The organism is Ruegeria sp. CDSA193 (assembly GCF_059611885.1).
This window is the reverse complement of the sequence record NZ_JBXWPN010000004.1, coordinates 340,011-361,610: the sequence shown is the minus strand read 5'-3', so window position 1 is coordinate 361,610 and position 21,600 is coordinate 340,011. Positions and strand designations below refer to the sequence as shown.

Annotated in this window: 23 protein-coding genes; 6 read left to right on the top strand and 17 right to left on the bottom strand. The window is 58.1% G+C overall.

The window, feature by feature from the left end; translation table 11 throughout:
• The 7 genes from AC2FLG_RS09960 to AC2FLG_RS09930 all read right to left on the bottom strand — a co-directional run bounded on the left by AC2FLG_RS09960 (position 1) and on the right by AC2FLG_RS09930 (position 6,186).
• Positions 1-651, bottom strand: a complete 651-nt coding sequence (locus AC2FLG_RS09960) for a protein-L-isoaspartate(D-aspartate) O-methyltransferase (RefSeq protein ID WP_142633458.1) — start codon at positions 649-651, stop codon at positions 1-3.
• Entirely contained in the window at positions 648-1,430 is a 783-nt protein-coding gene (gene surE, locus AC2FLG_RS09955) for a 5'/3'-nucleotidase SurE (RefSeq protein ID WP_496706026.1), read from the bottom strand. The genes AC2FLG_RS09960 and surE overlap by 4 nt, the downstream gene beginning before the upstream one ends.
• A 121-nt stretch (positions 1,431-1,551) precedes the next feature.
• A complete protein-coding gene (locus AC2FLG_RS09950; protein WP_185956606.1) occupies positions 1,552-2,637 on the bottom strand; it encodes an ABC transporter ATP-binding protein in 1,086 nt (361 codons plus the stop codon).
• 80 nt (positions 2,638-2,717) lie between these two features.
• A complete protein-coding gene (locus AC2FLG_RS09945; protein WP_496706024.1) occupies positions 2,718-3,764 on the bottom strand; it encodes a methyltransferase domain-containing protein in 1,047 nt (348 codons plus the stop codon).
• Positions 3,765-3,854: 90 nt separating this feature from the next.
• Positions 3,855-4,967 (bottom strand): YhaZ family DNA alkylation repair protein, encoded by a 1,113-nt coding sequence (locus AC2FLG_RS09940; RefSeq protein ID WP_496700473.1) that lies wholly within the window; start codon positions 4,965-4,967, stop codon positions 3,855-3,857.
• A gap of 2 nt (positions 4,968-4,969) precedes the next feature.
• Positions 4,970-5,749, bottom strand: coding sequence for an SDR family oxidoreductase (locus AC2FLG_RS09935; protein WP_496706091.1), 780 nt, complete (start codon positions 5,747-5,749; stop codon positions 4,970-4,972).
• Between the two features lie 74 nt (positions 5,750-5,823).
• The gene (locus AC2FLG_RS09930; protein ID WP_142633450.1) at positions 5,824-6,186 is read right to left on the bottom strand and encodes a nuclear transport factor 2 family protein; all 363 of its coding nucleotides are present in this window, start codon (positions 6,184-6,186) and stop codon (positions 5,824-5,826) included.
• A 109-nt stretch (positions 6,187-6,295) separates the two neighbouring features.
• Here AC2FLG_RS09930 and AC2FLG_RS09925 point away from each other — a divergent pair, with 109 nt between their 5' ends.
• The 3 genes from AC2FLG_RS09925 to AC2FLG_RS09915 all read left to right on the top strand — a co-directional run bounded on the left by AC2FLG_RS09925 (position 6,296) and on the right by AC2FLG_RS09915 (position 10,421).
• Positions 6,296-7,903, top strand: a complete 1,608-nt coding sequence (locus AC2FLG_RS09925) for a peptide chain release factor 3 (protein WP_281994525.1) — start codon at positions 6,296-6,298, stop codon at positions 7,901-7,903.
• An 18-nt stretch (positions 7,904-7,921) separates the two neighbouring features.
• Positions 7,922-8,863, top strand: coding sequence for a glycosyltransferase family 2 protein (locus AC2FLG_RS09920; RefSeq protein ID WP_142633446.1), 942 nt, complete (start codon positions 7,922-7,924; stop codon positions 8,861-8,863).
• Positions 8,864-9,047: 184 nt separating this feature from the next.
• Complete coding sequence (locus AC2FLG_RS09915; RefSeq protein ID WP_496691135.1) at positions 9,048-10,421, top strand: DEAD/DEAH box helicase; 1,374 nt, start codon at positions 9,048-9,050, stop codon at positions 10,419-10,421.
• On the opposite strand, the gene AC2FLG_RS09910 is transcribed toward AC2FLG_RS09915, so the two are convergent.
• Genes AC2FLG_RS09910 through AC2FLG_RS09900 form a run of 3 tightly spaced genes read right to left on the bottom strand, consistent with a single transcriptional unit; the run spans position 10,418 to position 12,422 of the window.
• Positions 10,418-11,320, bottom strand: a complete 903-nt coding sequence (locus tag AC2FLG_RS09910) for an EamA family transporter (RefSeq protein ID WP_142633442.1) — start codon at positions 11,318-11,320, stop codon at positions 10,418-10,420. The genes AC2FLG_RS09915 and AC2FLG_RS09910 overlap by 4 nt on opposite strands.
• 21 nt (positions 11,321-11,341) lie before the next feature.
• Positions 11,342-12,226: a fatty acid desaturase gene (locus AC2FLG_RS09905; RefSeq protein WP_496706022.1), complete on the bottom strand. Its 885-nt coding sequence runs from the start codon at positions 12,224-12,226 to the stop codon at positions 11,342-11,344.
• Entirely contained in the window at positions 12,219-12,422 is a 204-nt protein-coding gene (locus AC2FLG_RS09900) for a DUF2061 domain-containing protein (protein ID WP_142635106.1), read from the bottom strand. The genes AC2FLG_RS09905 and AC2FLG_RS09900 overlap by 8 nt, the downstream gene beginning before the upstream one ends.
• Positions 12,423-12,529: 107 nt before the next feature.
• Here AC2FLG_RS09900 and AC2FLG_RS09895 point away from each other — a divergent pair, with 107 nt between their 5' ends.
• Positions 12,530-13,399 (top strand): helix-turn-helix domain-containing protein, encoded by an 870-nt coding sequence (locus tag AC2FLG_RS09895; RefSeq protein ID WP_142633438.1) that lies wholly within the window; start codon positions 12,530-12,532, stop codon positions 13,397-13,399.
• 79 nt (positions 13,400-13,478) lie between these two features.
• The gene (locus tag AC2FLG_RS09890) at positions 13,479-13,661 is read left to right on the top strand and encodes a hypothetical protein (RefSeq protein ID WP_142633436.1); all 183 of its coding nucleotides are present in this window, start codon (positions 13,479-13,481) and stop codon (positions 13,659-13,661) included.
• Between the two features lies 1 nt (position 13,662).
• On the opposite strand, the gene AC2FLG_RS09885 is transcribed toward AC2FLG_RS09890, so the two are convergent.
• The 4 genes from AC2FLG_RS09885 to bcoG form a co-directional block, all read right to left on the bottom strand.
• Positions 13,663-14,421: an SDR family oxidoreductase gene (locus AC2FLG_RS09885; RefSeq protein ID WP_496700478.1), complete on the bottom strand. Its 759-nt coding sequence runs from the start codon at positions 14,419-14,421 to the stop codon at positions 13,663-13,665.
• Complete coding sequence (locus tag AC2FLG_RS09880) at positions 14,418-15,884, bottom strand: carnitine 3-dehydrogenase (protein WP_496706020.1); 1,467 nt, start codon at positions 15,882-15,884, stop codon at positions 14,418-14,420. Before AC2FLG_RS09880 ends, AC2FLG_RS09885 begins: the two co-directional genes overlap by 4 nt.
• Positions 15,884-16,372 (bottom strand): lipocalin/fatty acid-binding family protein, encoded by a 489-nt coding sequence (locus AC2FLG_RS09875; protein ID WP_185956605.1) that lies wholly within the window; start codon positions 16,370-16,372, stop codon positions 15,884-15,886. The genes AC2FLG_RS09880 and AC2FLG_RS09875 overlap by 1 nt, the downstream gene beginning before the upstream one ends.
• Before the next feature lie 73 nt (positions 16,373-16,445).
• Positions 16,446-17,360 carry a 3-dehydrocarnitine:acetyl-CoA trimethylamine transferase BcoG gene (gene bcoG, locus AC2FLG_RS09870; RefSeq protein ID WP_271947424.1) on the bottom strand — a complete coding sequence of 305 codons (915 nt, stop codon included), beginning with the start codon at positions 17,358-17,360 and terminating at the stop codon, positions 16,446-16,448.
• Between the two features lie 131 nt (positions 17,361-17,491).
• Between bcoG and AC2FLG_RS09865 the strand changes: the two genes are divergently transcribed.
• On the top strand, positions 17,492-18,478 hold the full coding sequence (locus AC2FLG_RS09865) for a GlxA family transcriptional regulator (RefSeq protein WP_496706019.1): 987 nt from the start codon (positions 17,492-17,494) through the stop codon (positions 18,476-18,478).
• A 69-nt stretch (positions 18,479-18,547) separates the two neighbouring features.
• Here AC2FLG_RS09865 and AC2FLG_RS09860 read toward each other — a convergent pair whose 3' ends face one another.
• From AC2FLG_RS09860 to AC2FLG_RS09850, 3 genes are read right to left on the bottom strand one after another with little or no spacing between them, the layout of a single operon-like run.
• Positions 18,548-19,594, bottom strand: a complete 1,047-nt coding sequence (locus AC2FLG_RS09860; protein WP_496706017.1) for an aldo/keto reductase — start codon at positions 19,592-19,594, stop codon at positions 18,548-18,550.
• Between the two features lie 29 nt (positions 19,595-19,623).
• Complete coding sequence (locus AC2FLG_RS09855) at positions 19,624-20,082, bottom strand: DNA polymerase III subunit chi (protein ID WP_142633423.1); 459 nt, start codon at positions 20,080-20,082, stop codon at positions 19,624-19,626.
• 4 nt (positions 20,083-20,086) lie between these two features.
• Positions 20,087-21,553, bottom strand: a complete 1,467-nt coding sequence (locus AC2FLG_RS09850; RefSeq protein WP_142633421.1) for a leucyl aminopeptidase — start codon at positions 21,551-21,553, stop codon at positions 20,087-20,089.
• Positions 21,554-21,600 lie beyond the last annotated feature (47 nt).

Sequence of the window (21,600 nt, the reverse complement as noted above, 5' to 3'; positions counted from 1 at the left end):
TTAAGCTCCATCCTTCCCAAGCCCTTCTAACAAGGGCACAAAACGGACAGGCAACAATTCGTCATAGTCCAAACCGGATTCGGTGCGTCGGACCCTGATCAATGTCTGGACCGTATCCGACTGCCCCACCGGCAAAACCATGATACCGCCGATTTTGAGCTGCGCCAAGAGCGGCCCGGGCGGGTCCTCGGCAGCTGCGGTCACGATGATACGATCAAACGGGGCTTGCTCGGGCAGACCAAACGAACCATCCGACAACATTGCCGTCACATTTGTCAGCCCCAAATCACGGAACAACTGGCCGGTTTCGCGCACAAGTCGCTTATGACGCTCGACCGTGTATACCCGGCGTGCCAGTTTCGACAGGATCGCGGCCTGATAGCCCGATCCGGTCCCGATCTCGAGCACGGTATCACGCGGACGTACTTCCAGCGCCTGCGTCATCAGCCCAACGACAGACGGTTGGCTGATCGTCTGGCCGCACGCAATCGGCAGTGGCGTATCCTCATAGGCGCGTTCTGCAAACAGGCCTTTGACAAATCTGCCGCGATCTATCTGCTCCATTGCTGCCAGCACACGCGCATCCGTCACCCCGCGCGAGCGCAGGGCAAACAGGAACTGCATGGTTGTTTCAGGGTCCAGTCCGCTCATTCGATCGACTTTAACGCTTCCAGCGCGTCATGCGCGGTCAGATCCGCACGCATTGGTGTGACCGAGATATAGCCTGCCAGATTGACGGCAGCATCCGTCCCAGGTGCAGTCGGGTTGTGTTGATACCCACCCTTGATCCACAGAAACCGCCGCCCCGAAGGTGAGCTGTGCGGCTCGACCGAGAAATGTGTGTCACGCCGATAACCCTGAGGGGCGATCCGGGTGCCCAGTACTTCATCCGCAGGCACTGGGGGGAAATTGACGTTGTAAAACAAACGGTAATCGCCTTGTTCTGCCGGCGTCGCCCCCAGTATCTTACGAACCAGCTCGGCACCAAATCGGGTCGCGGATTCGAACGGGTCATCCAGCCCCAAATTGCGCGGACCGAAATATTGAGACAGGGCAATAGCCGGAACCCCTTGCAGGGCCGCCTCCATCGCGCCCCCGACTGTGCCAGAATACAGCGTATTCTCGGCCGAGTTGTTCCCACGATTCACACCAGATAATACCAGGTCGGGTGGTTCGTCCTTCATCACATCGTGCAAACCGGCCAAGACACAATCAGCTGGTGATCCTTCCGCAGCAAAACGGCGTTCTCCCAGCTTGGCAACCATCATCGGGTGCGTGTAGCTGATGCAATGCCCCACGCCGGATTGCTCGAAAGCGGGCGCAACGACCCAGACTTCACCATCCGGTCCGGCCAGATCGGCAGCAATCGCCTCGAGTGCGATAAGTCCCGGCGCATTGATACCGTCATCATTCGTTAGAAGAATACGCATATGCCCCATCCACCGCAGCGTTTTTTCCTTGATAGACCCAGCCCCGCACTGCGGCAAGCAACCCGCAGGCGCAATCTGAGGCTTTCACGCACCACTTGCGCCTAAACTGCAGTTTTAGACCCTATTTGGGGAATACAAAGCACCGATCGCGGCGAATGGTCAGCCACATGACCCGCCCCGCTTGCGGGACAAACACGTTGGGAACGGTCGCTTTCAAGATTGAATCATCATAGTCCATACGGAATTCAATTAAGCTTTCGTTGCCCAGAAAACGCGCCCGTTCGACCACACCACGCGCGGCTACCCCGTCCGTCGGTGTCGGCAGTGGACCTTTGCCATTGCGATCAAAATCCAAACGGACGTGCTGAGGCCGAAATACAATCTCAACATTCGTTCCATCCGGCACACCCGGAGCAAGAAACTGACCAAATGGCGTATCGGCCAAAGCTCCGTTAACTTGCGCGCCTAACACATTTATATCGCTAAAGAATGCAACTGCAGCTTTGTCCGCAGGACGGGTGTAGACGTTGTAAGGCGCACCCTGTTGAACGATTCTGCCACGGCGCATCAGGGCGATCTCATCGGCCATACGCATTGCTTCTTCGGGTTCATGGGTAACCAACAGCACAGCGGCGTCCTCTTCCTTGAGGATCGCCAGAGTTTCGTCCCGAATTCCATCGCGTAACCGGTTATCGAGCCCCGAAAACGGCTCGTCCATCAACATGATCCGGGGGCGTGGGGCCAATGCGCGCGCCAGGGCCACCCGCTGTTGCTCACCGCCCGACAAGTGATGTGGAAAGCTGTCTGCGAACCGCATCAGGTCGACTTTGGCCAGCAACTCATCCACGCGTGCGCGTTTTTCATCTTTGCTACCCTTCAGGCCAAAGGCAACATTGTCAGCTACGCTAAGATGCGGGAACAGGGCAAAGTCCTGAAACATCAGGCCAATCTCGCGCCGCTCAGGCGGGACACGGAACACCGTATCGCAGATCAGCTTGCCATCGACATAGATCTGGCCTGTCTCTTGCATCTCGACACCGGCAATCATCCGCAGCGTCGTTGACTTGCCGCACCCTGACGGCCCCAACAGGCATGTCACCTGCCCCGCTTGCACGGTCAGCGAGACGTCATCAACCACCACCCGACCTTCGTACCGGGCGACCAGATTGCGAATTTCCAGACGCGGAGGAGTTGCGTTTACTGTCACCGATGGACCCCGTAGCCTTACCCGATCAAATCAATCGGGCTTGGGCGGGGATAGCAACACCTCCCTTTGGGTGCAAGGGATCAGCAGCAGCCGCCCGTTTCGGCCTGCCCGGTCGCCTCAAATGGGCTTTCACCACCGCAGCCTTCGAAGATGCCGTAATGGGTTGAGAAATCACCGATGAACTCGAAATGCCGCGCAAACCGCGTGTCTTTGAGCATCATCCATGTGTTGCCGCACACCGGAAACACCTTACCCGTCGCGATTGCGTGGTGGTCATCCAGCTCAAACATGTGCGCCGCATTGGGGACAGTGCCCTTATAGATCACGGCCTGACCATAATCTTCGCAAGCGGGTTCCAACGCAGGTAACTTGAACAGACGATAGGTGGCTGACAGGAATTTGAGCGGTGCCACGCGGTCCTCAAGAACCGGATTTTCGATGGTCAAGGGGCGGTGCGTGACTCGACGCGGGTCGCCGAAACCGGCTTTGCGAGACATCGACAGAAAGTCATTCCAGTACAGCGCACCGGACAGACACTCGCCATACAGAACCTCATCCTCGGCCATTGCCTGCGGTACGCGACGATCCGCATAAACGTCCGAGAAATACATCTCTCCGCCGTCCTTAAGCAGGCGATGCGCGCCGCGCAGAACGGCCTCTTTATCGGTGGCCAGGTTGATCACGCAGTTCGAAACGATGATATCGAAAGACCCCGCCTTTAAGTCCAGTTCATCCAGCTTTTCGATGTAGCCGTGATGGAATTCCACGTTGCTTTGGGCATATCCAAAGGTTTCGGCGTGATAATCCTGATGCGCGCGGGCGATATCCAACTGTTCGGGCGTCATATCCACGCCGACCACGCGCCCTTTCTCGCCCACCATGGCAGACAGGGCGTATACATCCCGACCCGCGCCACAGCCTAGATCGAGGATGCTCATCCCCTCAAGATCCAGCGGCGCGATCAGACCGCATCCATAATACCGGGTCAGTACTTCATCGTGAATATTTGCGAGAATCCTCTTCAGATGATCCGGCATATCGTCAGGCGTACAGCACGCATTGGTCTGCAGGTCCGCGCTGCTTTGCAGGACCTCGCCATAGTAGTTCTGCACCGATTCATGTTTCATCGCTGTCATCCCCTCGCCTGACTGTTGCTCAGCTAACGCAGCGCTGCGTGCCGTGCAATCAAAAGCCGAGCATTCTGACGAAAGGTTGAGCTAGCCCAGCAGCTCAAAATCCAGATCCGCGCGCACCCGGCCATTCACCTGAATCTCCAGAAGATGTGCGCCGGGAACAAGCCTGAACGTGGTCGCATCGCCTTTGAGCTTGTGCTTTTTGCTCAAGGTCAGGTTTCCATTCCTTAGCGCGGCCTGTTTCAGCTTGTGAACTTTGGCCGATTTTTTGCCGCCAGGTCTTTGAAAATGGATGATATAATCAATCAAAACGGGTTGGTTCACCTCACCAGCCAATGAAACATCAAACTCAAGCGCGCCGCCAATCTTTGCCTGCCCATTTACCATAACCGAGACCTGTATATCGGCATCAGGGTCATATCCCAGCATCTTCATCGCGCGTGGGTGCCCGGCCTTAACCAGACCGCGCAGGGTATGAGAGGTCATCCACCGCAGCTCGTCCGCGTCTTGACGCTGTGAACGAGACCAGCCCTGCAGGCGGTCCAGTACCAGATCCGGGTCTTTTTTGGAGATGTCGTTCAGATGGTTGGCCACCGACCGCGTCACATAGCGCGTTTGGTCCTGATGCAGCCGATCCAGCAGAGGCAGCGGATCGGTCAATTCCAGCCCCACCGCCTGCCCCCATGGCAAACGCGGGCGGGTTCCTTCGGACACCAGACGCCGCACGTGATAGCTGTCATGTCCGCACCAATCCTCCAGCCGCTCCATGACGTGTTCGGGGTGGTGATTTAGAAAGGGGCGAATGGCCCATTCCATCGAGAACCTCTGCGTCAGTTCAGCCAGCACGTCCAGCGCGAGGTCGGGGTGATCAAGGCCGACATTGACGACCCATTCTCCCAGCGGGGCAAAGATGAAATCGCCAAAATCGTCATCCGTTTTGTTCGGATCCAGCGGCGGCGGCAAGGCCCGTAAAAGGGTCGGAGCGACAGTTGGCAGCTCACCCGGAACCTGTTGCTGCAGGCATTCGGCGATCCACGCCATCCGCTCTTTCAACTCAAGCTCGAGAAGGCGTGACATCACCTGCGTTTGAAACGCCTGTGCATCGAACCCTGGATCAGCCTCGGCAAAAAGCCCCGCCAGATAGCCGGTCTTTTCTGCATTAAACAACTGATCCTTCAGTGAAAACCCTTGCGCCATGGTCACATCGTCAGATTGGTCGCGCCACCATCCAACAGGATGTTCTGGCCGACGATAAAGCCCGCATGTTGCGAGCACAGGAACGCGCAAGTTGCGCCGAATTCTTCCCGCGAGCCATAGCGGCGCGTGGGGATAGTTGCCTCACGCTGCGCGCGCGCCTCATCAATGGAAATGCCCTGCTGCGCGGCCACGCCTCCGTCCAGGGAATCCGCCCGATCCGTGGCATGTATCCCCGGCAACAGGTTATTGATTGTCACACCTTGCGGCGCGACCTGCCTGGACGTTCCGGCCACATATCCGGTTAGCCCGGTCCGTGCCGCATTAGACAGGCCAAGAACGGCAATCGGCGCCCGTACGGATTGTGAGGTGATGTTGACCACTCGGCCCCAGCCCTTATCCATCATGCCGGGCAACAAGGCCTTCATGAAGGCAATCGGGGTCAGCATGTTGGCGTCCAATGCCTTGATGAAGTCGTCACGCTGCCAATCCGACCACAGGCCCGGAGGCGGGCCGCCAGCATTTGTCACAAGAATATCAACGCCCTGTGCTGCGGCAATCACCTGCGCCTGCCCCTCTTCCGAGGTCACATCACAGGCAACGCTCTGCACATCGACACCATATTCCGAACGCAAGCGCGCGGCTTCAGCCTCCAACGCCTCGACGCCGCGTGCGTTCATCACCAGGTCCACACCAGCCGCCGCCAGAGCCTCGGCGCAGCCCAGACCCAAACCTTTACTGCTGGCACAGACCAGCGCGCGCTTTCCACCTATTCCCAGATCCATCTGTTCCTCCCCATCTGTGATTATCCGCATGTCTTGCACCCAGCAGACAGGGAAGACAGATTGATGACAAGGGGTTAGTAGAAGAACTCTTCCCGGACGATCTTGCCATCCGCGACGTGATACAGCGCAACTTCGCGCATATCGAAGCTCTCACCGCTTTCCTTGAACTTGCCCTGCACCTCAAAGATCACGGCAAAACGGTCTTCACCATGCACCATCGGGTCACTGACGTTTCCGCCCGTCACTTCGGTCGAACTCTCCCACCAATCGTGCTTGCCACGGATCGCGTCGCGCCCATGCGCCTCGCGTCCCATACCGGATGCATCGACGGCCTCAACCGAAACGGCATCTGCCGCATACAGCTTATCCAGATTGGCCTTGGCCCGGTTTTCCCGGCATCCCGCCACCAGCTCATCGGCGATTTCTTTCAAATTCATTGATCCTCTCCATTATTTGTTCACTATATGTTCTTATTGCCACAAGCAGACGATTCGAACCAGCCTCTTTGTCTTGCTTCGGCAGAATTCCCCGCCTATACGCGCGACTATGCTTGATACCGCCACGAACCAACCCACCTTGCCGCCCGAGATCGCCCGGCGCCGGACATTTGCCATCATCTCGCACCCGGATGCGGGCAAGACGACCCTGACGGAAAAGTTCCTGCTGTATGGCGGCGCCATCCAGATGGCCGGTCAGGTACGCGCCAAGGGTGAGGCACGGCGGACACGTTCGGATTTCATGCAGATGGAGAAGGATCGCGGGATCTCGGTCTCGGCCTCGGCCATGTCGTTCGACTATGGAAACTTCCGGTTCAATCTGGTGGACACGCCCGGCCACAGCGATTTCTCGGAAGATACCTATCGCACTCTGACCGCCGTAGACGCCGCCGTGATGGTGATCGACGGCGCAAAAGGTGTGGAAAGCCAGACGCAGAAACTGTTTGAGGTCTGCCGCCTGCGCGACCTGCCGATCCTGACCTTCTGTAACAAGATGGACCGCGAAAGCCGCGATACGTTCGAGATCATCGACGAAATTCAGGAAATGCTGGCCATCGACGTCACGCCCGCGGCCTGGCCGATTGGAGTCGGCCGCGACTTTATCGGCTGTTACGACATGCTGCGCGACCGGCTGGAGCTGATGGACCGCGCTGACCGTAACAAAGTGGCCGAAAGCATCCAGATCAACGGGTTGGACGACCCCAAGCTGGCTGAACATGTGCCCGAGCACCTGCTTGAGAAGCTGCTGGAAGAGGTTGAGATGGCACGCGAATTGCTGCCCGCGCTTGACCCCCAAGCGGTATTGGAAGGTCACATGACCCCGATCTGGTTCGGCTCGGCGATCAACTCGTTCGGCGTCAAGGAACTGATGGAAGGCATCGGCGCCTATGGTCCACAGCCGCAGGTACAGTCCGCGGAACCCCGCCAGATCGCACCGGAAGAAAAGAAAGTGTCCGGATTTGTCTTCAAGGTTCAGGCAAACATGGACCCCAAGCACCGCGACCGGGTGGCATTTGTGCGCATGGCCTCGGGCCATTTCAAACGCGGCATGAAGCTGACCCATGTTCGATCGAAAAAGCCGATGGCAATCTCGAACCCTGTGCTGTTTCTGGCATCCGACCGGGAACTGGCCGAAGAGGCCTGGGCCGGAGACATCATCGGCATCCCAAACCACGGCCAGTTGCGCATCGGCGACACGCTGACCGAGGGCGAAGCGATCCGGGTAACTGGCATCCCCTCCTTTGCGCCGGAACTGCTGCAGACCGTGCGCCCGGGCGATCCGATGAAAGCCAAGCATCTGGAAAAAGCCCTGATGCAATTCGCCGAGGAAGGCGCGGCCAAGGTGTTCAAACCGTCGATCGGATCGGGCTTTATCGTCGGCGTCGTTGGCGCGCTGCAATTCGAGGTTCTGGCCAGCCGGATTGAGATGGAATACGGCCTGCCGGTACGGTTCGAGGCGTCTCAGTTCACCTCCGCCCGCTGGGTCAGTGGTGAAAAGGTTGAGGTCGAGAAATTCGTCAATGCCAACAAGCAGCACATCGCTCATGATCATGACGGCGACATCGTCTATTTGACTCGCCTGCAGTGGGACATTGACCGGGTCGTGCGGGACTATCCCGACCTGAACCTGACCGCCACCAAAGAGATGATGGCGTGACAGGGTTACGAGCTTCATATGCCGGATAATGTCCCAAGCTGGGGCATTGTATCAACGATCCGGGGCTCGGCCCCGGACATACTTCGGTTTGCGGCCTATCACCTCGATCTCGGGGCCGACCGGATGTATCTGTATCTGGACGAGCCCTGCCCGGCTGCGTTCAACGCCCTGAACCGCCACCCACGGATCGAAATACGCAACTGCGACGAAGGGTACTGGTCGAACCGAAAGCGCGAGAGGCCCGACAAACATCAGGTCCGGCAAACCGCAAATGCCAGCTTTACTTACAGAAAGGCTGAGGTCGACTGGCTTGCCCATATTGATCTGGACGAGTTCCTCTGGCCGCAATCCGACCTTGGCGTGATATTAGCGGAGATTCCGCAACATATACCAGCGGTGCGCGTTCGTCCGATCGAGCCCGTAGGCGGAACCGAAGACCTGTACAAAGCCTATATCCCCGCTGGTCAGGGCCGTGATGGGATCGTTCAGGCACTATATCCGAATTTTGGCGGATTTGTTCTTGCTGGATTCCTCAGCCATGTTCAGGGTAAACTGTTTGTTCGCAAAGGCTTACCTAAGATCAATTTCCGGATTCACAATCTGTTTCAGGATGGCGAAATCCTCCCGACCAAGGTCGAGCTGCCCCAGGTTGATCTATGCCACCGTCATGCACCTGACTGGGATCATTGGCTAGCCCATTATCAGTTCCGGTTCGAAAAGGGCTCGTATCAGCCAGGCATGTCACCCAATGTTCCGCGCGAACAAGGCGGGATGAACATGAATGAATTGCTGAGCTGGATCGAAGAAGAAGATGGGGCTCACGGCCTGCGGGCTTTCTATGATGAAATCAGTGGCGCCGACCAAGAAGTTCGCACCCGCCTCGAAAAGTTTGGGCTGATTAAGCACCGTCCGTTGGATTTGGATGGAAAAGTCGCGAAACATTTCCCCGGAAGTACCTGAATTGTTGCGATAAATCCGCATGGTCAGCCGGTGTTGCAGTGTAAAAGTGACTTCATTTGACCCTGCCCCGTGATTTTGTTATGTCCCGCCAAGCCGAAATGCACAAAACATCGCATGGCCATCCGGGCCCGGCACATTCTTTACGCGCGGGCCAGGTTTTAGTGTCCGCAACAACCGGACATACATGACAAAGTTTAACGAACTGAACCTGAACCCGAAGGTCCTCAAAGCCATTGAGGAAGCCGGATACGAAACGCCAACACCGATCCAGGAAGGCGCAATCCCACCCGCGCTTGAGGGCAAGGACGTTCTGGGTATCGCCCAGACCGGTACAGGCAAAACCGCCAGCTTCACGCTACCGATGATCACGTTGCTGGCCCGTGGCCGCGCACGTGCGCGCATGCCGCGGTCGCTGGTGCTGTGCCCGACACGGGAACTGGCCGCGCAGGTGGCCGAGAATTTCGACACCTATGCCAAAAATGTAAAGCTGACCAAAGCGCTGTTGATCGGCGGCGTCAGCTTTAAGGAACAAGATGCGCTGATCGACCGTGGCGTCGACGTTCTGATCGCCACACCAGGTCGCCTGCTGGATCATTTCGAACGCGGCAAACTATTGTTGACCGGCGTCCAGATCATGGTGGTGGATGAGGCCGACCGAATGCTGGATATGGGCTTTATCCCCGATATCGAACGCATTTTTTCGCTGACGCCGTTCACACGCCAAACGCTGTTCTTCTCAGCCACCATGGCGCCCGAGATTGAGCGGATCACCGATACATTCCTGTCGGCCCCAACCCGGATCGAAGTTGCCCGTCAGGCGACGGCCTCGGAAACCATCGAGCAAAGTGTGGTCATGTTCAAAGGTGGTCGCCGTGACCGCGAGGCCAGCGCCAAGCGCCAGGTCCTGCGTTCGCTGATCGACTCCGAGGGCGAAAAATGCACCAACGCGATCATCTTCTGCAATCGTAAGACCGATGTGGATATCTGTGCGAAATCGCTGAAGAAATACGGCTATGATGCTGCCGCGATCCATGGCGATCTCGATCAGTCACAACGGACGAAAACACTGGACGGTTTCCGTGACGGAACACTACGCCTGCTTGTCGCCTCGGACGTTGCCGCGCGCGGATTGGATGTGCCCTCTGTCAGTCATGTGATCAATTTCGATGTCCCCGGCCACCCCGAGGATTATGTGCACCGGATCGGTCGTACAGGTCGCGCCGGACGCGAAGGCAAAGCGATCACTATCTGTTCGGGTCGCGATGAAAAAGCACTGGCCGCGATCGAGAAGCTGATTCAAAAAGAAATTCCTCGCTTGGACAATCCGGTAAAGGAAGAGCCAAAACCCGAGAGGCCAAAACCCGAGAAAAAGGCCCGGCCAACTGAGGTCCGACCAACAGAGGCCCCCAAACGCGACGATAAAAGAGAAGATCGCAAGAAGGATAAAGAAGTCAGAGGCCGTGGACGGCGCGCTGACAACGGTCCTTCAGTCGTGGGAATGGGCGATCACCTGCCCAGCTTTATCGCGCTCAGCTTCGACGAACGCCGCACGGGTTAAATAGACAAAACCAGCGCCAGAATTGATGCGCCCAATAACGTCATCCCGGCGATCTCGCGCCGGGTGATGGTTTCGCGGAAAAACAAGATCGACGCGAACAAGCTGAGGATCAGCTCGACCTGCCCCAGAGCCTTGACGTAGGCGGCGTTTTGCAAGGTGAATGCCAAGAACCAGCAGAACGATCCGCACAGGCTGGTCAGTCCGACAAATACGCCCGTTCGGCGTGTCTGCCACACGGCGCGCAGCTCGGCCCTGTCTCGCCACAACAGCCACAGGCCCATGCTGACGAACTGGAGCGAGACAACGACTGCCAGCGTCACAAGTGCCCGAAACCACGCATCAATTTCGCCCAATTCAAGCGAGGCACCCCGATAACTGACCGAGGAAAACGCAAACAGCACACCTGATCCCAGGCCAAGCCGCGAGGCCCGGTTCGTCAGATGTCGCCACCACGCCCCGTCTCCTCCGGGACTTTTCGACAGCAGCAACACAGCCGTCAGCCCCAGAAAGATCGCACCAAGCGCCCAGAACGAGACCTGATCGCCCAGGACCAGAAAACCAACGATGGCGGTCTGGATTACTTCGGTTTTCTTAAAAGTTATGCCGACAGCAAAATTGCGCTGTTTGAACAAGGCGACGACACAGATCGTGGCAAGGATCTGAGCCGTTCCTCCAATGGTGGCAAACACCCAGAACCGGGCGGTCAGCGGCGGCAAGGAATACCCCGTCAACTGCAGCGCCGCGATCAGAGCGATTAGAACCAGCGGGATTGAATAGGCAAACCGGGCAAATGTCGCCCCGGCGGCCGTCAGCTTTACACTGCTCAGCGATTTTTGCAGCATGAACCGCACCGTCTGAAACGTTGCGGCGGCGATAGTGACAGGTATCCAGAGGCTCATGCCGCCTTTTGTGGCCGCAAATCAACCCTTTGGCCAGAGCGGATGCGCCACCGGGTCTTTTACCTTCCAGAAATACGCCCGGAAAACATCGGCATATGAAGGGTATACATAGGCCTTATTCGTGGCCAGATAGCCCTCTTTACCCTGCTGGTAGATCTTCGGAAGTTGATACCAGGGGGTACGCGGGTTCAGATGATGAACTACATGTAAATTGTTGTTCAAAAACAGAAAAGACAGTATCCCGCGATCTTCGATGATAACGGTTCTTGCCCCCACATCTTCATGCGCACGGTGTTCCAGAAAAGTGCGTATTTTGACAAGGCCAAGCCCCAAATACGCGGACAGGACATAGGCCCAGACCGGCATGGGCGACAAGGTCACGATCCAGATAACTGCAACCACGCCCGCCATATGCAAAGCCCATGCGCGCAATATGTCCCATTCGCCACGCGCGGCCCCTCGCAACTCGTCCCTGACAAAGGCAACCTGTCCGATTGCTGGGCCCAAAACGATCCGCCCCAACAGAGTATTGTTCACCGATAACAACCGCCTGTGCGAATGACCTAGCCCCGACCAAACTTTTGGGTCCAGATAGTTTGATTCAGGATCATCATAGGGATCGGTCAGCGTTGCATCCCGATGATGCGCCAAATGCAGGTCCCGAAACCGCTGATATGGGATGAATAAGGTCAAGGGCAGCGCCATCAGCGCCTCGTTCAGCCATCTGGCGCGAAAAGGATGCCCGTGCAGTGCTTCATGCGTCAATGATGAATGTAACGCGGCCACCGCGCCCATCACTGGAACCGCTAACCAGATGGGCAGGAAGAAGATCACGGCCAACCAGGCAGCATAACAGGCCAGCATCAGCGTGAAAGTGCCCCATTCCGGACCCGGGCGCTCAGACATTGCGCCCCCACGAAATGCCCGCCCAGACCCTCTCATAAACCACATAGAGTGTCAGCCCGATCGCCGTGTTTACTACGGCCAGAGTTCCGCCAATCGCGGCGGACCCTGTCGCAACCAGCCCAACCACCGACATGATGATCAGGCCCATCACGTTCCACAAAACCGCCTTCACGACCGATCTGCGTCGTGTTTCCATTCCGTCACCCATAATATTGTTATGGCTTAAGAAATACGGCCCGCCGCTTAGGTTGAACATTCTGAATATGATTAACAAAACTCATCAAACGTGATATTTATCACCACATGCAGGATAAAATAGACAAACGCGACCGCGCCGCTCAATTCCGTTTGCGCCTGGCCCGCGCAATGGAAGAACGCCAAATCAGCCGAAGCGCCCTCGCGCGCCAGATCGGTGTTGACCGCTCAACCGTATCGCAACTGTTGACCGATCACGGGGCACGGTTGCCGAATGCCCATGTTGTCGGAAGCTGCGCGACGGCATTGGGTGTTTCGGCGGACTGGTTGCTGAGCCTGTCTGACCGGCCGGAAAGCGCGGCCGAGTTGCTGGCTTTGTCGCTGAGCATGACTGAGGCCCCCCGCGCCCTGGTAGATGAGCGCATATTCGAGTGGCACCAAGAGGCAGCGGGTTACAAAATCAGATATGTTCCTGCGACCTTGCCCGACATGCTCAAGACCCGCACCGTTCTGGAATGGGAATACGCACCGCATCTGGGGCGCACGGCAGATCAGGCCATAGGTGCGTCCGAAGATCGACTGACCTGGATGCGCAGCGCCCAGTCCGATTACGAGATCGCAATGCCGATGTACGAAATCGACAGCTTTGCGCATGCAACCGGCTATTATCAAGGTCTTAGCCTTCGCAAGCGGCTGGATCAGATTGACCACCTTTTGGAGTTGTGTGAACAGCTCTACCCACGGCTGCGCATCTATCTGTTCGATGCCAAACGGCTGTATTCGGCTCCCGTAACGATTTTCGGTCCCCTTCTTTGCGTGTTTTACGCAGGAAGCCATTACATGGCCTTTCGCGATCGCGACCGGATTGAAATTTTCAGCCGCCATTTCGACACTCTGGTTCGCGAGGCAGTCGTGACCGCGCGGGACTTTCCAGAGCACCTGCAACAGCTCAGAGCAGCGATTTCCCGCGACATGTGATGCATCCCCGTACAACCTGTGGTATCGTCGCCGGGCGCGAACTTTCGGGCATTCCGACCACAGACGGAGGACCACAGGAATGGACGCACTGAAAACAGCCCAATATGCACGGGCTTTATACACGGCGCACGGTGACCAGGCCGAGGCAGAAGCCGCAATGAAAATGCGCGAATGCGAGGCTGCCGGAAACGCCCAGCAAGCCCGCGATTGGCAAGCCGTTCGTCAAACCATCCGCCAGATCCGCGGCCCGAACCAGGGCTAGCTTACAACTTCGGGTCAGGATTAACCGTGTGGCCATCCACCGCGATCACCTGACCCGACACCAACCGCGCCGCGCCAGAGGCCAGAAAGACAGCCATATTGGCGATGTCCTGCGCTTCGACGAAACGACCCATGGACGTGCCCGAGGCATAGCCCTGATAGACCTCGTCCCGGCTCATGCCCTTGGTCGCCGCCTCGCGTGCCAGAACGCCTTCCATCCTTGGGCCCTCCACCGCGCCGGGACAAATCGCATTGGCGCGGACGCCGTGAGGGCCAAGCTCCATCGCCAGTGTTTTCATCAATCCGATCACCGCCCATTTGGCCGCGGCATAGGGCGCACGAAAGGGATAGCCATATTGCCCCGCAGTGGATGAGGTCAGGATGATGCTGCCCGCCCGGGCGGATTTCATCAGCGGCGCGGCGTATTTGGCCGCCAGAAACGCCCCCTCCAGATTGACCGCTACGCAGCTGCGCCAGTCCTTGAGGTCAATATCCTCGATAGCGCTGGTTGGCCCGGCAATTCCCGCATTGGCGCAGAGCGAATCCAGACCACCCGCATCAGAAATCGCGGCGAACACGGCATGCATATCACCCTCATCCGACACGTCAGCATGGTGGGCTGTCCAATGATCCGGCACGCCATCTAGCGCCGCCCGATCAATATCTGTGATCCAGACATCATACCCGGCCGCATCAAACGCCTCTGCCATAGCCCGACCAACACCCGAAGCGCCAGCCGTCACCAACACCCGGCAGGTCATGAGGGTTTCCGGATCGCAACCCCGGCCCCTTCGGGATAAGGCAATCCGGCCTGCGCTTCGGCGATGCGGGCCATGGCGGCCTCAATGCTGGGCGATGTCGGGCTGGGGCGGCGTGTTTCCAGGCTGACATGCAGCAAAAAGCTCTCCCCGGTCGCCAGCAGCGTCTCACCGCTATACATGCTGTGGAACACGTGCAGTTTCTTGCCCTGCCCCAACAGCATCTGGGTGCGCACCTCAATCTTTGCGCCCGCATGGACCTCATTCATGTAACGAATGTGGTTTTCCGCTGTGAAATAGCTGCCCCCGGACGAGATATATTCCATATCGCAGCCGATGATCTCCATGAACCGGTCGGTGGCGGCGGCGAAGGCCTCAAGATATTTGGCTTCGTTCATATGACCGTTGTAATCGGTCCAGTCCAAAGGCACCGCGCGCGACAGGGTCAGGATCGGCTGGCTCAGATCAGCCTGATCCAGCGATGGCAGCGCACCGGGTTTCAGCGCAGCATCATGTTGGTTCAGCACCGCCCCCGCGCCCCAGTTCTGCGCCTTGAGCGCGCGCATCATGCCCACAAGGTTATTGTCGCGGATACGCTCCAGCTCACGGATCGAATGCATGCCGGATTGCGCATCCGACTGATCCGCAATCAGGTCTACAAGCTCGTCAGTGAATTCGGGCACATCCATCAGCTTGGTCCAGGGCCATTTCAGTGCCGGGCCGAACTGCGCCATGAAATGCCGCATCCCAGCCTCGCCGCCGGCGACACGATAGGTTTCGAACAGACCCATCTGCCCCCAACGGATGCCAAACCCCATACGGATCGCCTCGTCGATTTCCTCGGTCGTGGCGACGCCGTCCTTGACAAGCCACAGCGCCTCGCGCCAGACGGCCTCAAGGAACCGATCAGCGATATGTGCGTCGATCTCTTTCTTGACGTGCAGCGGGAAGAACCCGACCGATTTCAGGACCTCTTGCGCCCGTTCGATCATCTCCTGCGGGTTCGCACCAGTTGGCACCAGTTCGATCAGCGGCAGCAGGTAGACCGGGTTGAACGGGTGCGTCACCACGATCTGTTCGGGGCGCAGCGCGCCCTCCTGTAACTCTGACGGCTTGAACCCGCTGGTTGAGGACCCGATGATCGCTCCCGGATCACAAGCCTCTTGCAAGCCCTTGTAAACCTTCAACTTCAGGTCCAGCCGTTCCGGCACGCTTTCCTGAATCCAAGCAGCACCCTGCACTGCATCGGCCATATCGTTATGGAATGACAACGCACCTTCAGGCGGCAACGGGACGTCGCTCAGCCCCGGTAGCGAGCGGCGCGCATTGTCCAAAACTTCTCCGATCTTACGCTCGGCTTCCGGGTCCGGGTCGAATACCCGAACGTTCCAACCGTTCAGCAGGAACCGCGCGGCCCATCCGCCGCCGATAACTCCGCCGCCAATGATTGCTGCTGTTTTTGTCATCACTTCACTACTTTCAACTCTTGAGGGTCAAACCCATTTTCGCTCAGTACGTCACGCGCAATCGTCAGTTGATTTTGTGTGATCGTTAAATCTCTGCTCAGTACAACTGCAAACGACCTATCTGGGCGGGCCAATACAACCATCTGCTCCCCGTCACCCACGTAGATGATGTGAAACTTTGTGGGGCTTGCGGCAGTGATGTCATATTCAAGTGCAGACTCGGATCGCCGGGTAGGCACGCTCAGGTGGTTTTCAAAGCAATCACTTGCTCCTGCGATGTACCCAAAACATTCGGTCCGGTCCGGGTCACGCAATTGATAGCTAGGGTATGGCTGTCCCTCAAGCCTCACAAAAAGCCGCTGCTTGCCCTTGCTTTTGCGTCTGGACGCAGCAACCTCAAAATACGGTTCGTCAAAGATCGACCAGTTCACCGCTTCGACGGGTTGAATATTAAATTGACGTGCTCGAAAGCCCTCATTGTCTACCAAGCCACACGTTGGAATCAATCCAACGAGCAAGCATCCAACTACCCATGAAAGAACTCGGCGGAACATGGCGCGCCTAGCTTTTCGGCGCCCGCTTCACCAAGCCCAGCTTCTCACGCACTTCTGCGGGGCCAATCACGCGCGCACCCATGTTCTCGATGATGCTGCCCGCGCGTTCAACCAGTTGCCAGTTCTCGGCCAGCACGCCTTTGTCCAGCCACAGGTTGTCCTCCAGCCCGACGCGCACGTTGCCGCCCGCCAGAACCGCAGCGGCCACATAGGCCATCTCATTCCGGCCCAATGAGAACGCGCTGAAGGTCCAGTCATCCGGCACGTTGTTCACCATCGCCATGAAGGTGTTCAGATCATCCGGCGCACCCCATGGAACGCCCATGCACAGCTGAACCAGAGCGTTCGGCTCCAGAACGCCCTCTTTCACCAACTGCTTGGCGAACCACAGATGACCGGTATCAAAGGCCTCAATCTCGGGCTTTACCCCCAGATCGGTCATCATCTGGCCCATCGCGCGCAACGCACCCGGCGTGTTGGTCATCACATAATCGGCCTCGGCAAAATTCATGGTGCCGCAGTCGAGGGTGCAGATTTCCGGCAGGCATTCGGCCACATGGGCCACACGCTCGGTCGCGCCAACCAAATCAGTTCCCGCCTCGGCCAGCGGCAGCGGGTTTTCGATACCGCCAAACACCATGTCGCCGCCCATGCCAGCAGTCAGGTTCAGCACGGCGTCGACCTCGGCATCGCGAATGCGATCTGTGACCTCACGATACAGTGCCAGATCACGCGAAGGCGCTCCGGTCTCAGGGTCGCGCACATGGCAATGCACCACCGCCGCCCCTGCCTTGGCTGCAGCTATCGCGCTGTCGGCGATCTGCTTTGGCGAACGCGGCACATGCGGGCTGCGATCCTGCGTCCCACCCGAGCCTGTGACGGCGCACGTAATGAAGACTTCGCGGTTCATTTCCAAAGGCATGGCGTTCTCCCCAGCTTATACCCGGTTAACCCTGAGTTTTCCCCAGGCTTCTCCACGGATTCCGATTTGCTTTCGCCCCCGAGTTTGGCGCAGCTTTGGTCAAACACTTGTCAGAATGCGAATCGAACTTGATGAAATCCGCAAAAAACATATTGCAGCCCGAACATCGTGCCCTGAAAACGGCTGTGCTGGTGCTGGACGAATGCAACACGCTCAGCTTTGCGTCGGCCGTTGATCCAATGCGCGCCGCCAATCGGTTGGCGGATCGTCCGGCCTTTGACTGGGATTATGTGACAGCCACTGCTGAACCGGCCATGCTGACCAGTGCGCTTTCGGTTCCGGGTGTACCTTTGGCCCGGCTGCAATCCTGCGATCTGATGATTGTCGTTGCCGGGTTCCAACTGGCCCGCCATGCCACACCCAGCCTGCTGGCCGGCCTACGCCGCATCGCCAAGACCGGCGCCACAATGGCAGGTATTGATGGCGGTCCCTGGCTGCTGGCCGAGGCAGGCCTGCTGAACGGCCACGCCGCCACCACCCATTGGGAAGATTTGGAGAACTTCTCTGCCCGCTTCCCCGAAGTGGACGTGCGCCCTGACCGGTTTACCGTTTCTGAAAGCCGCCTGACCTCGGGCGGGGCAATTCCAGCGGTCGAGATGATGCTGCATATCATCGCCGCCCGTCATGGCGCCGGATTTGCCGCCCGCGTCTCGGGTCTGTTCCTCTATGACGGTGCGCCTGATCCCACAAAACCACAAAGCCGCACCGGGGCGCCGCACCGCCACACAGCTTTGACCGCCAAAGCCAATACGCTGATGCAATCCGCACTGGACGACCCTATGCCATTGGCAGATATCGCCGAAACCCTGGGCACCAGCCCCCGCACCTTGCAACAGCAATTCCGCCTGCGCCTGAACACCACGCCGCAGGACCATTACCTGCAGCTCCGACTGGCCGAGGCGCGCCGATTGGTGACGGACACCGATATGTCACTGATGGATGTGGCCCTGGCAACGGGTTTCGCCTCGCAATCCAGCTTTGCCCGCGCCTTTCGCACAGCGCACGGCCTTTCGGCCCGGGACCTACGGCAAGACAGGACACAACCCACACATCACTAAGCGGATCTGCTTCATCTGGCTGAAAATACCTCGGTGGAGGCTCCGCATGCGGAGACGAGGGCAGCGCCCCTAAAACGGCATAGGATGCGCGCGATGCGCTTCGGTGATTTCAGTCAGAATTTCCCCAGAAAGGCGAAGTTCCTTACCGTCGAGAATATGCCCAAGCTGCGCCACCGTTGTCGCGCCGAAAATGGCCGACATCATGAAGGGCCGCGTCCGGCACCAGGCCAGCGCCATATGGACCGGGTCCAGATCGTGGCGGTCAGCGATCTCTAGATAGGCCGCAACCGCCTCAAATGCCCGTCTGCGATGACGTCCTCCCACCTCAGGCACCAATGACATCCGGGAACCCTCGGGCACCATGCCGTTTTGGTATTTCCCGGTCAAAAATCCGGCGGCAAGCGGTGAAAAGGCCATCAGCCCCACATCCTCATGCGCGCTCAGCTCGGCCATATCGGTGTCGAAATGCCGGCACATCAAAGAATACTCATTCTGAACCGATGCCACGCGGGGCGTGCCGGTGGCTTCGGCGATCCGCAACCACTGAGCGGTGCCCCAGGCGCTTTCGTTCGAAAGGCCAAACGCTCGGATATTTCCTTTGTTGACCTGTTCCTTCAGGGCAACAAGGCACTCGTGCATATTGTCCAGAACCTCATCGGTATTGTGCCCCGAAGGCGCATAGGTCCAGTTTTGCCGGAACATATAGCTTCCGCGGTTCGGCCAGTGAAACTGATAAAGGTCGATGCAATCCGTTTGCAGTCGGCGCAAGGAACCTTCGACCGCCTCGGGGATTGTCTGCGGTGAAATCGGTGCGCCATCGCGCGCATGTGCGAACCCTGCCCCAGAATGCTTGGTTGCCAGAACATAGTCACCACGCCGTGACGGATTTGAGGCGTTCCAGAGGCCCAGGATTTCTTCGGTCCGGCCCACCGTCTCTTTCGAGATGGGATTCACCGGATACATCTCGGCGGCATCGACGAAATTAATGCCCCCATCAAGTGCCATGTCCATCTGAGTATGCGCGTCGGCCTCGGATGTTTGCGTACCAAATGTCATCGTACCCAGACACAGGTCTGTCACCATGATTCCAGTACGGCCCAGGGGCTTCATTTCCATCGCTCATTCTCCTGAAATCTGCGGAGGCCCTATGCCTCGGCCTTTTTTTCCCACCGGCCCGATTCCTCGGACCAATATTGCGCCGAACAGCCCGCCCCGGTCAGTGTTTTCCATTGCCCGCGGGCATGTTGGAGAGCCTGATCATCATTCCCATCGAACAAGATGCACACGCGTTCCAGCGCGTTCACTTCCTCGGGTTCAACCGTCGCGCCATCGACGGCCATCACGCAAGCCGGATCATTTGCGGCCTCGGCCCCTGTCGTCAGCAATATGGGCTGGTCCCTGTCATGCGGCCCCCCGGTGCGGCCATGTGGCAGAAACCCTTCCTCGGGGCCCTGCCACAGCTTTTCGTCCAACCAATCCATCCGTGCGGGATCAGTTCCCCGCACGGCTATCTTCCACCCGGCCTGCCGCGCCTTGTCCAGCAACACGGGCAAAGTGTTTTCCAGCGGTTGGCGGGTCAGGTGATAGAAATAAACGGCGCCCATTGGATTATTCGAAATTGTCCTGCACGAACCGGCTCAGTGCGCGGACACCCCAACCGGTGGCCCCTTTGGGCGCATAGGATGTCTCGGTTGCAATCGAAGCCACCCCAGCAATGTCCAGATGGATCCAGGGGGTTTCGTCCTTCACGAACCGCTGCAGGAACTGCGCAGCAGTGATGGACCCGGCAGGTCGTCCACCGACATTCTTCATATCGGCGATGCGCGATTTCAACTGCTCGTCATAGGCTTTGCCCAGCGGCATCCGCCATGCGCCCTCATCCTCGGCCCCGGCAGCCTTTAGGAAGGCGTTGCAGAACGTGTCATTGTTCGAAAAGACACCGGCATTCTCATGCCCAAGCCCAATGATGATCGCGCCGGTCAATGTTGCCAGGTCGATCATGCCCACGGGGGCAAACCGCTCTTGCGCGTACCACATCACATCGCACAGGACCAAACGGCCCTCGGCGTCGGTATTGATGACCTCGACCGTGTCGCCCTTCATCGACTTGACGACATCGCCGGGGCGCGTGGCATTGCCTGAAGGCATGTTTTCCACTAGCCCGACAAGGCCCACGACATTGGCTTTGGCCTTGCGCTTGGCCAGCGCCCGCATGGTGCCTGCGACCACACCTGCACCGCCCATGTCCATGGTCATGTCTTCCATACCTGCGGCGGGTTTCAAGGAAATGCCGCCAGTGTCAAACACGACGCCCTTACCCACCAGTGCCAGCGGCGCATCATCCTTGTCGCCTCCATTCCACTGCATCACCACAACCTTGGACGGGCTGACCGAGCCCTGCCCGACGCTTAACAAGGTGCGCATACCCAATTCGGCCAGTTTGTCTTCGTCGAGCACTTCGACGTCCAGGCCAAGCGCCTTCATTTCGGACAAACGATCCGCGAATTCGGTCGTTGTCAGCACATTGGCGGGTTCATTGGTCAGGTCCCGTGTCATCCGAACGCCATCGGCAATCGCATACAGCGGTGCGAATGCGGCTTCGACTTCATCATGTTTTTGATGACTGATTGTTACTGGTCCGGCTTCATCCGAATCTCGGGTTTTATGGGCATCGAAATCATAGCTGCGCAAAACGATCCCCAATGCCAGTTCTTCGGTCCGGGCTTGATTTCCGGCCATGACCAACAAGGGCTGGTGATCAGACAATTTGGCCAGCTTCGCCCCGGCCTTGCGTGCCTCTGCAGCATCGGCACGGCGCGACAGCACGAGAATATCAAGCGCTTCAGCGGCCATTCCGCCTGGCCAGGCAAGAGAGACTACATCGCCGGATTTCACCTTTTCGAACCGGTCGCTTTCGACAAGTCGCGCGACTGCGCCCCGGGTCAGACGGTTGGCGCGGCGTGCGGCTGGGTTCATCTTGCCTTCATCCGAGACAATAATCACGACGCGCCCTTTGGTCTGCGCCATCACGTCCACGTCAAAAGCCTTAAACTGAATTGGAACAAGACTGCTCATTGGGAACTCCTGAAAATCTGTTTCCCAAGACCTAGCCCGCGGCGACC

Bases quoted from the DNA above. Each gene is read 5' to 3' on its own strand.
- AC2FLG_RS09930 (WP_142633450.1), bottom strand. From the start codon at position 6,186: ATGAATTTGAAAGAAATCGCCGATGAGCTGGTGGCGGGATGCCGGGAA.
- AC2FLG_RS09920 (WP_142633446.1), top strand. From the start codon at position 7,922: ATGCCGGATAATGTCCCAAGCTGGGGCATTGTATCAACGATCCGGGGC.
- AC2FLG_RS09940 (WP_496700473.1), bottom strand. From the start codon at position 4,967: ATGGCGCAAGGGTTTTCACTGAAGGATCAGTTGTTTAATGCAGAAAAG.
- AC2FLG_RS09850 (WP_142633421.1), bottom strand. From the start codon at position 21,553: ATGAGCAGTCTTGTTCCAATTCAGTTTAAGGCTTTTGACGTGGACGTG.
- AC2FLG_RS09865 (WP_496706019.1), top strand. From the start codon at position 17,492: ATGAAATCCGCAAAAAACATATTGCAGCCCGAACATCGTGCCCTGAAA.
- AC2FLG_RS09925 (WP_281994525.1), top strand. From the start codon at position 6,296: ATGCTTGATACCGCCACGAACCAACCCACCTTGCCGCCCGAGATCGCC.
- AC2FLG_RS09885 (WP_496700478.1), bottom strand. From the start codon at position 14,421: ATGACCTGCCGGGTGTTGGTGACGGCTGGCGCTTCGGGTGTTGGTCGG.
- AC2FLG_RS09905 (WP_496706022.1), bottom strand. From the start codon at position 12,226: ATGTCTGAGCGCCCGGGTCCGGAATGGGGCACTTTCACGCTGATGCTG.
- bcoG (WP_271947424.1), bottom strand. From the start codon at position 17,360: ATGCCTTTGGAAATGAACCGCGAAGTCTTCATTACGTGCGCCGTCACA.
- AC2FLG_RS09900 (WP_142635106.1), bottom strand. From the start codon at position 12,422: ATGGAAACACGACGCAGATCGGTCGTGAAGGCGGTTTTGTGGAACGTG.
- AC2FLG_RS09910 (WP_142633442.1), bottom strand. From the start codon at position 11,320: ATGAGCCTCTGGATACCTGTCACTATCGCCGCCGCAACGTTTCAGACG.
- AC2FLG_RS09945 (WP_496706024.1), bottom strand. From the start codon at position 3,764: ATGAAACATGAATCGGTGCAGAACTACTATGGCGAGGTCCTGCAAAGC.
- AC2FLG_RS09935 (WP_496706091.1), bottom strand. From the start codon at position 5,749: ATGGATCTGGGAATAGGTGGAAAGCGCGCGCTGGTCTGTGCCAGCAGT.
- AC2FLG_RS09895 (WP_142633438.1), top strand. From the start codon at position 12,530: ATGCAGGATAAAATAGACAAACGCGACCGCGCCGCTCAATTCCGTTTG.
- surE (WP_496706026.1), bottom strand. From the start codon at position 1,430: ATGCGTATTCTTCTAACGAATGATGACGGTATCAATGCGCCGGGACTT.
- AC2FLG_RS09960 (WP_142633458.1), bottom strand. From the start codon at position 651: ATGAGCGGACTGGACCCTGAAACAACCATGCAGTTCCTGTTTGCCCTG.
- AC2FLG_RS09890 (WP_142633436.1), top strand. From the start codon at position 13,479: ATGGACGCACTGAAAACAGCCCAATATGCACGGGCTTTATACACGGCG.
- AC2FLG_RS09860 (WP_496706017.1), bottom strand. From the start codon at position 19,594: ATGGAAATGAAGCCCCTGGGCCGTACTGGAATCATGGTGACAGACCTG.
- AC2FLG_RS09915 (WP_496691135.1), top strand. From the start codon at position 9,048: ATGACAAAGTTTAACGAACTGAACCTGAACCCGAAGGTCCTCAAAGCC.
- AC2FLG_RS09855 (WP_142633423.1), bottom strand. From the start codon at position 20,082: ATGGGCGCCGTTTATTTCTATCACCTGACCCGCCAACCGCTGGAAAAC.
- AC2FLG_RS09880 (WP_496706020.1), bottom strand. From the start codon at position 15,884: ATGACAAAAACAGCAGCAATCATTGGCGGCGGAGTTATCGGCGGCGGA.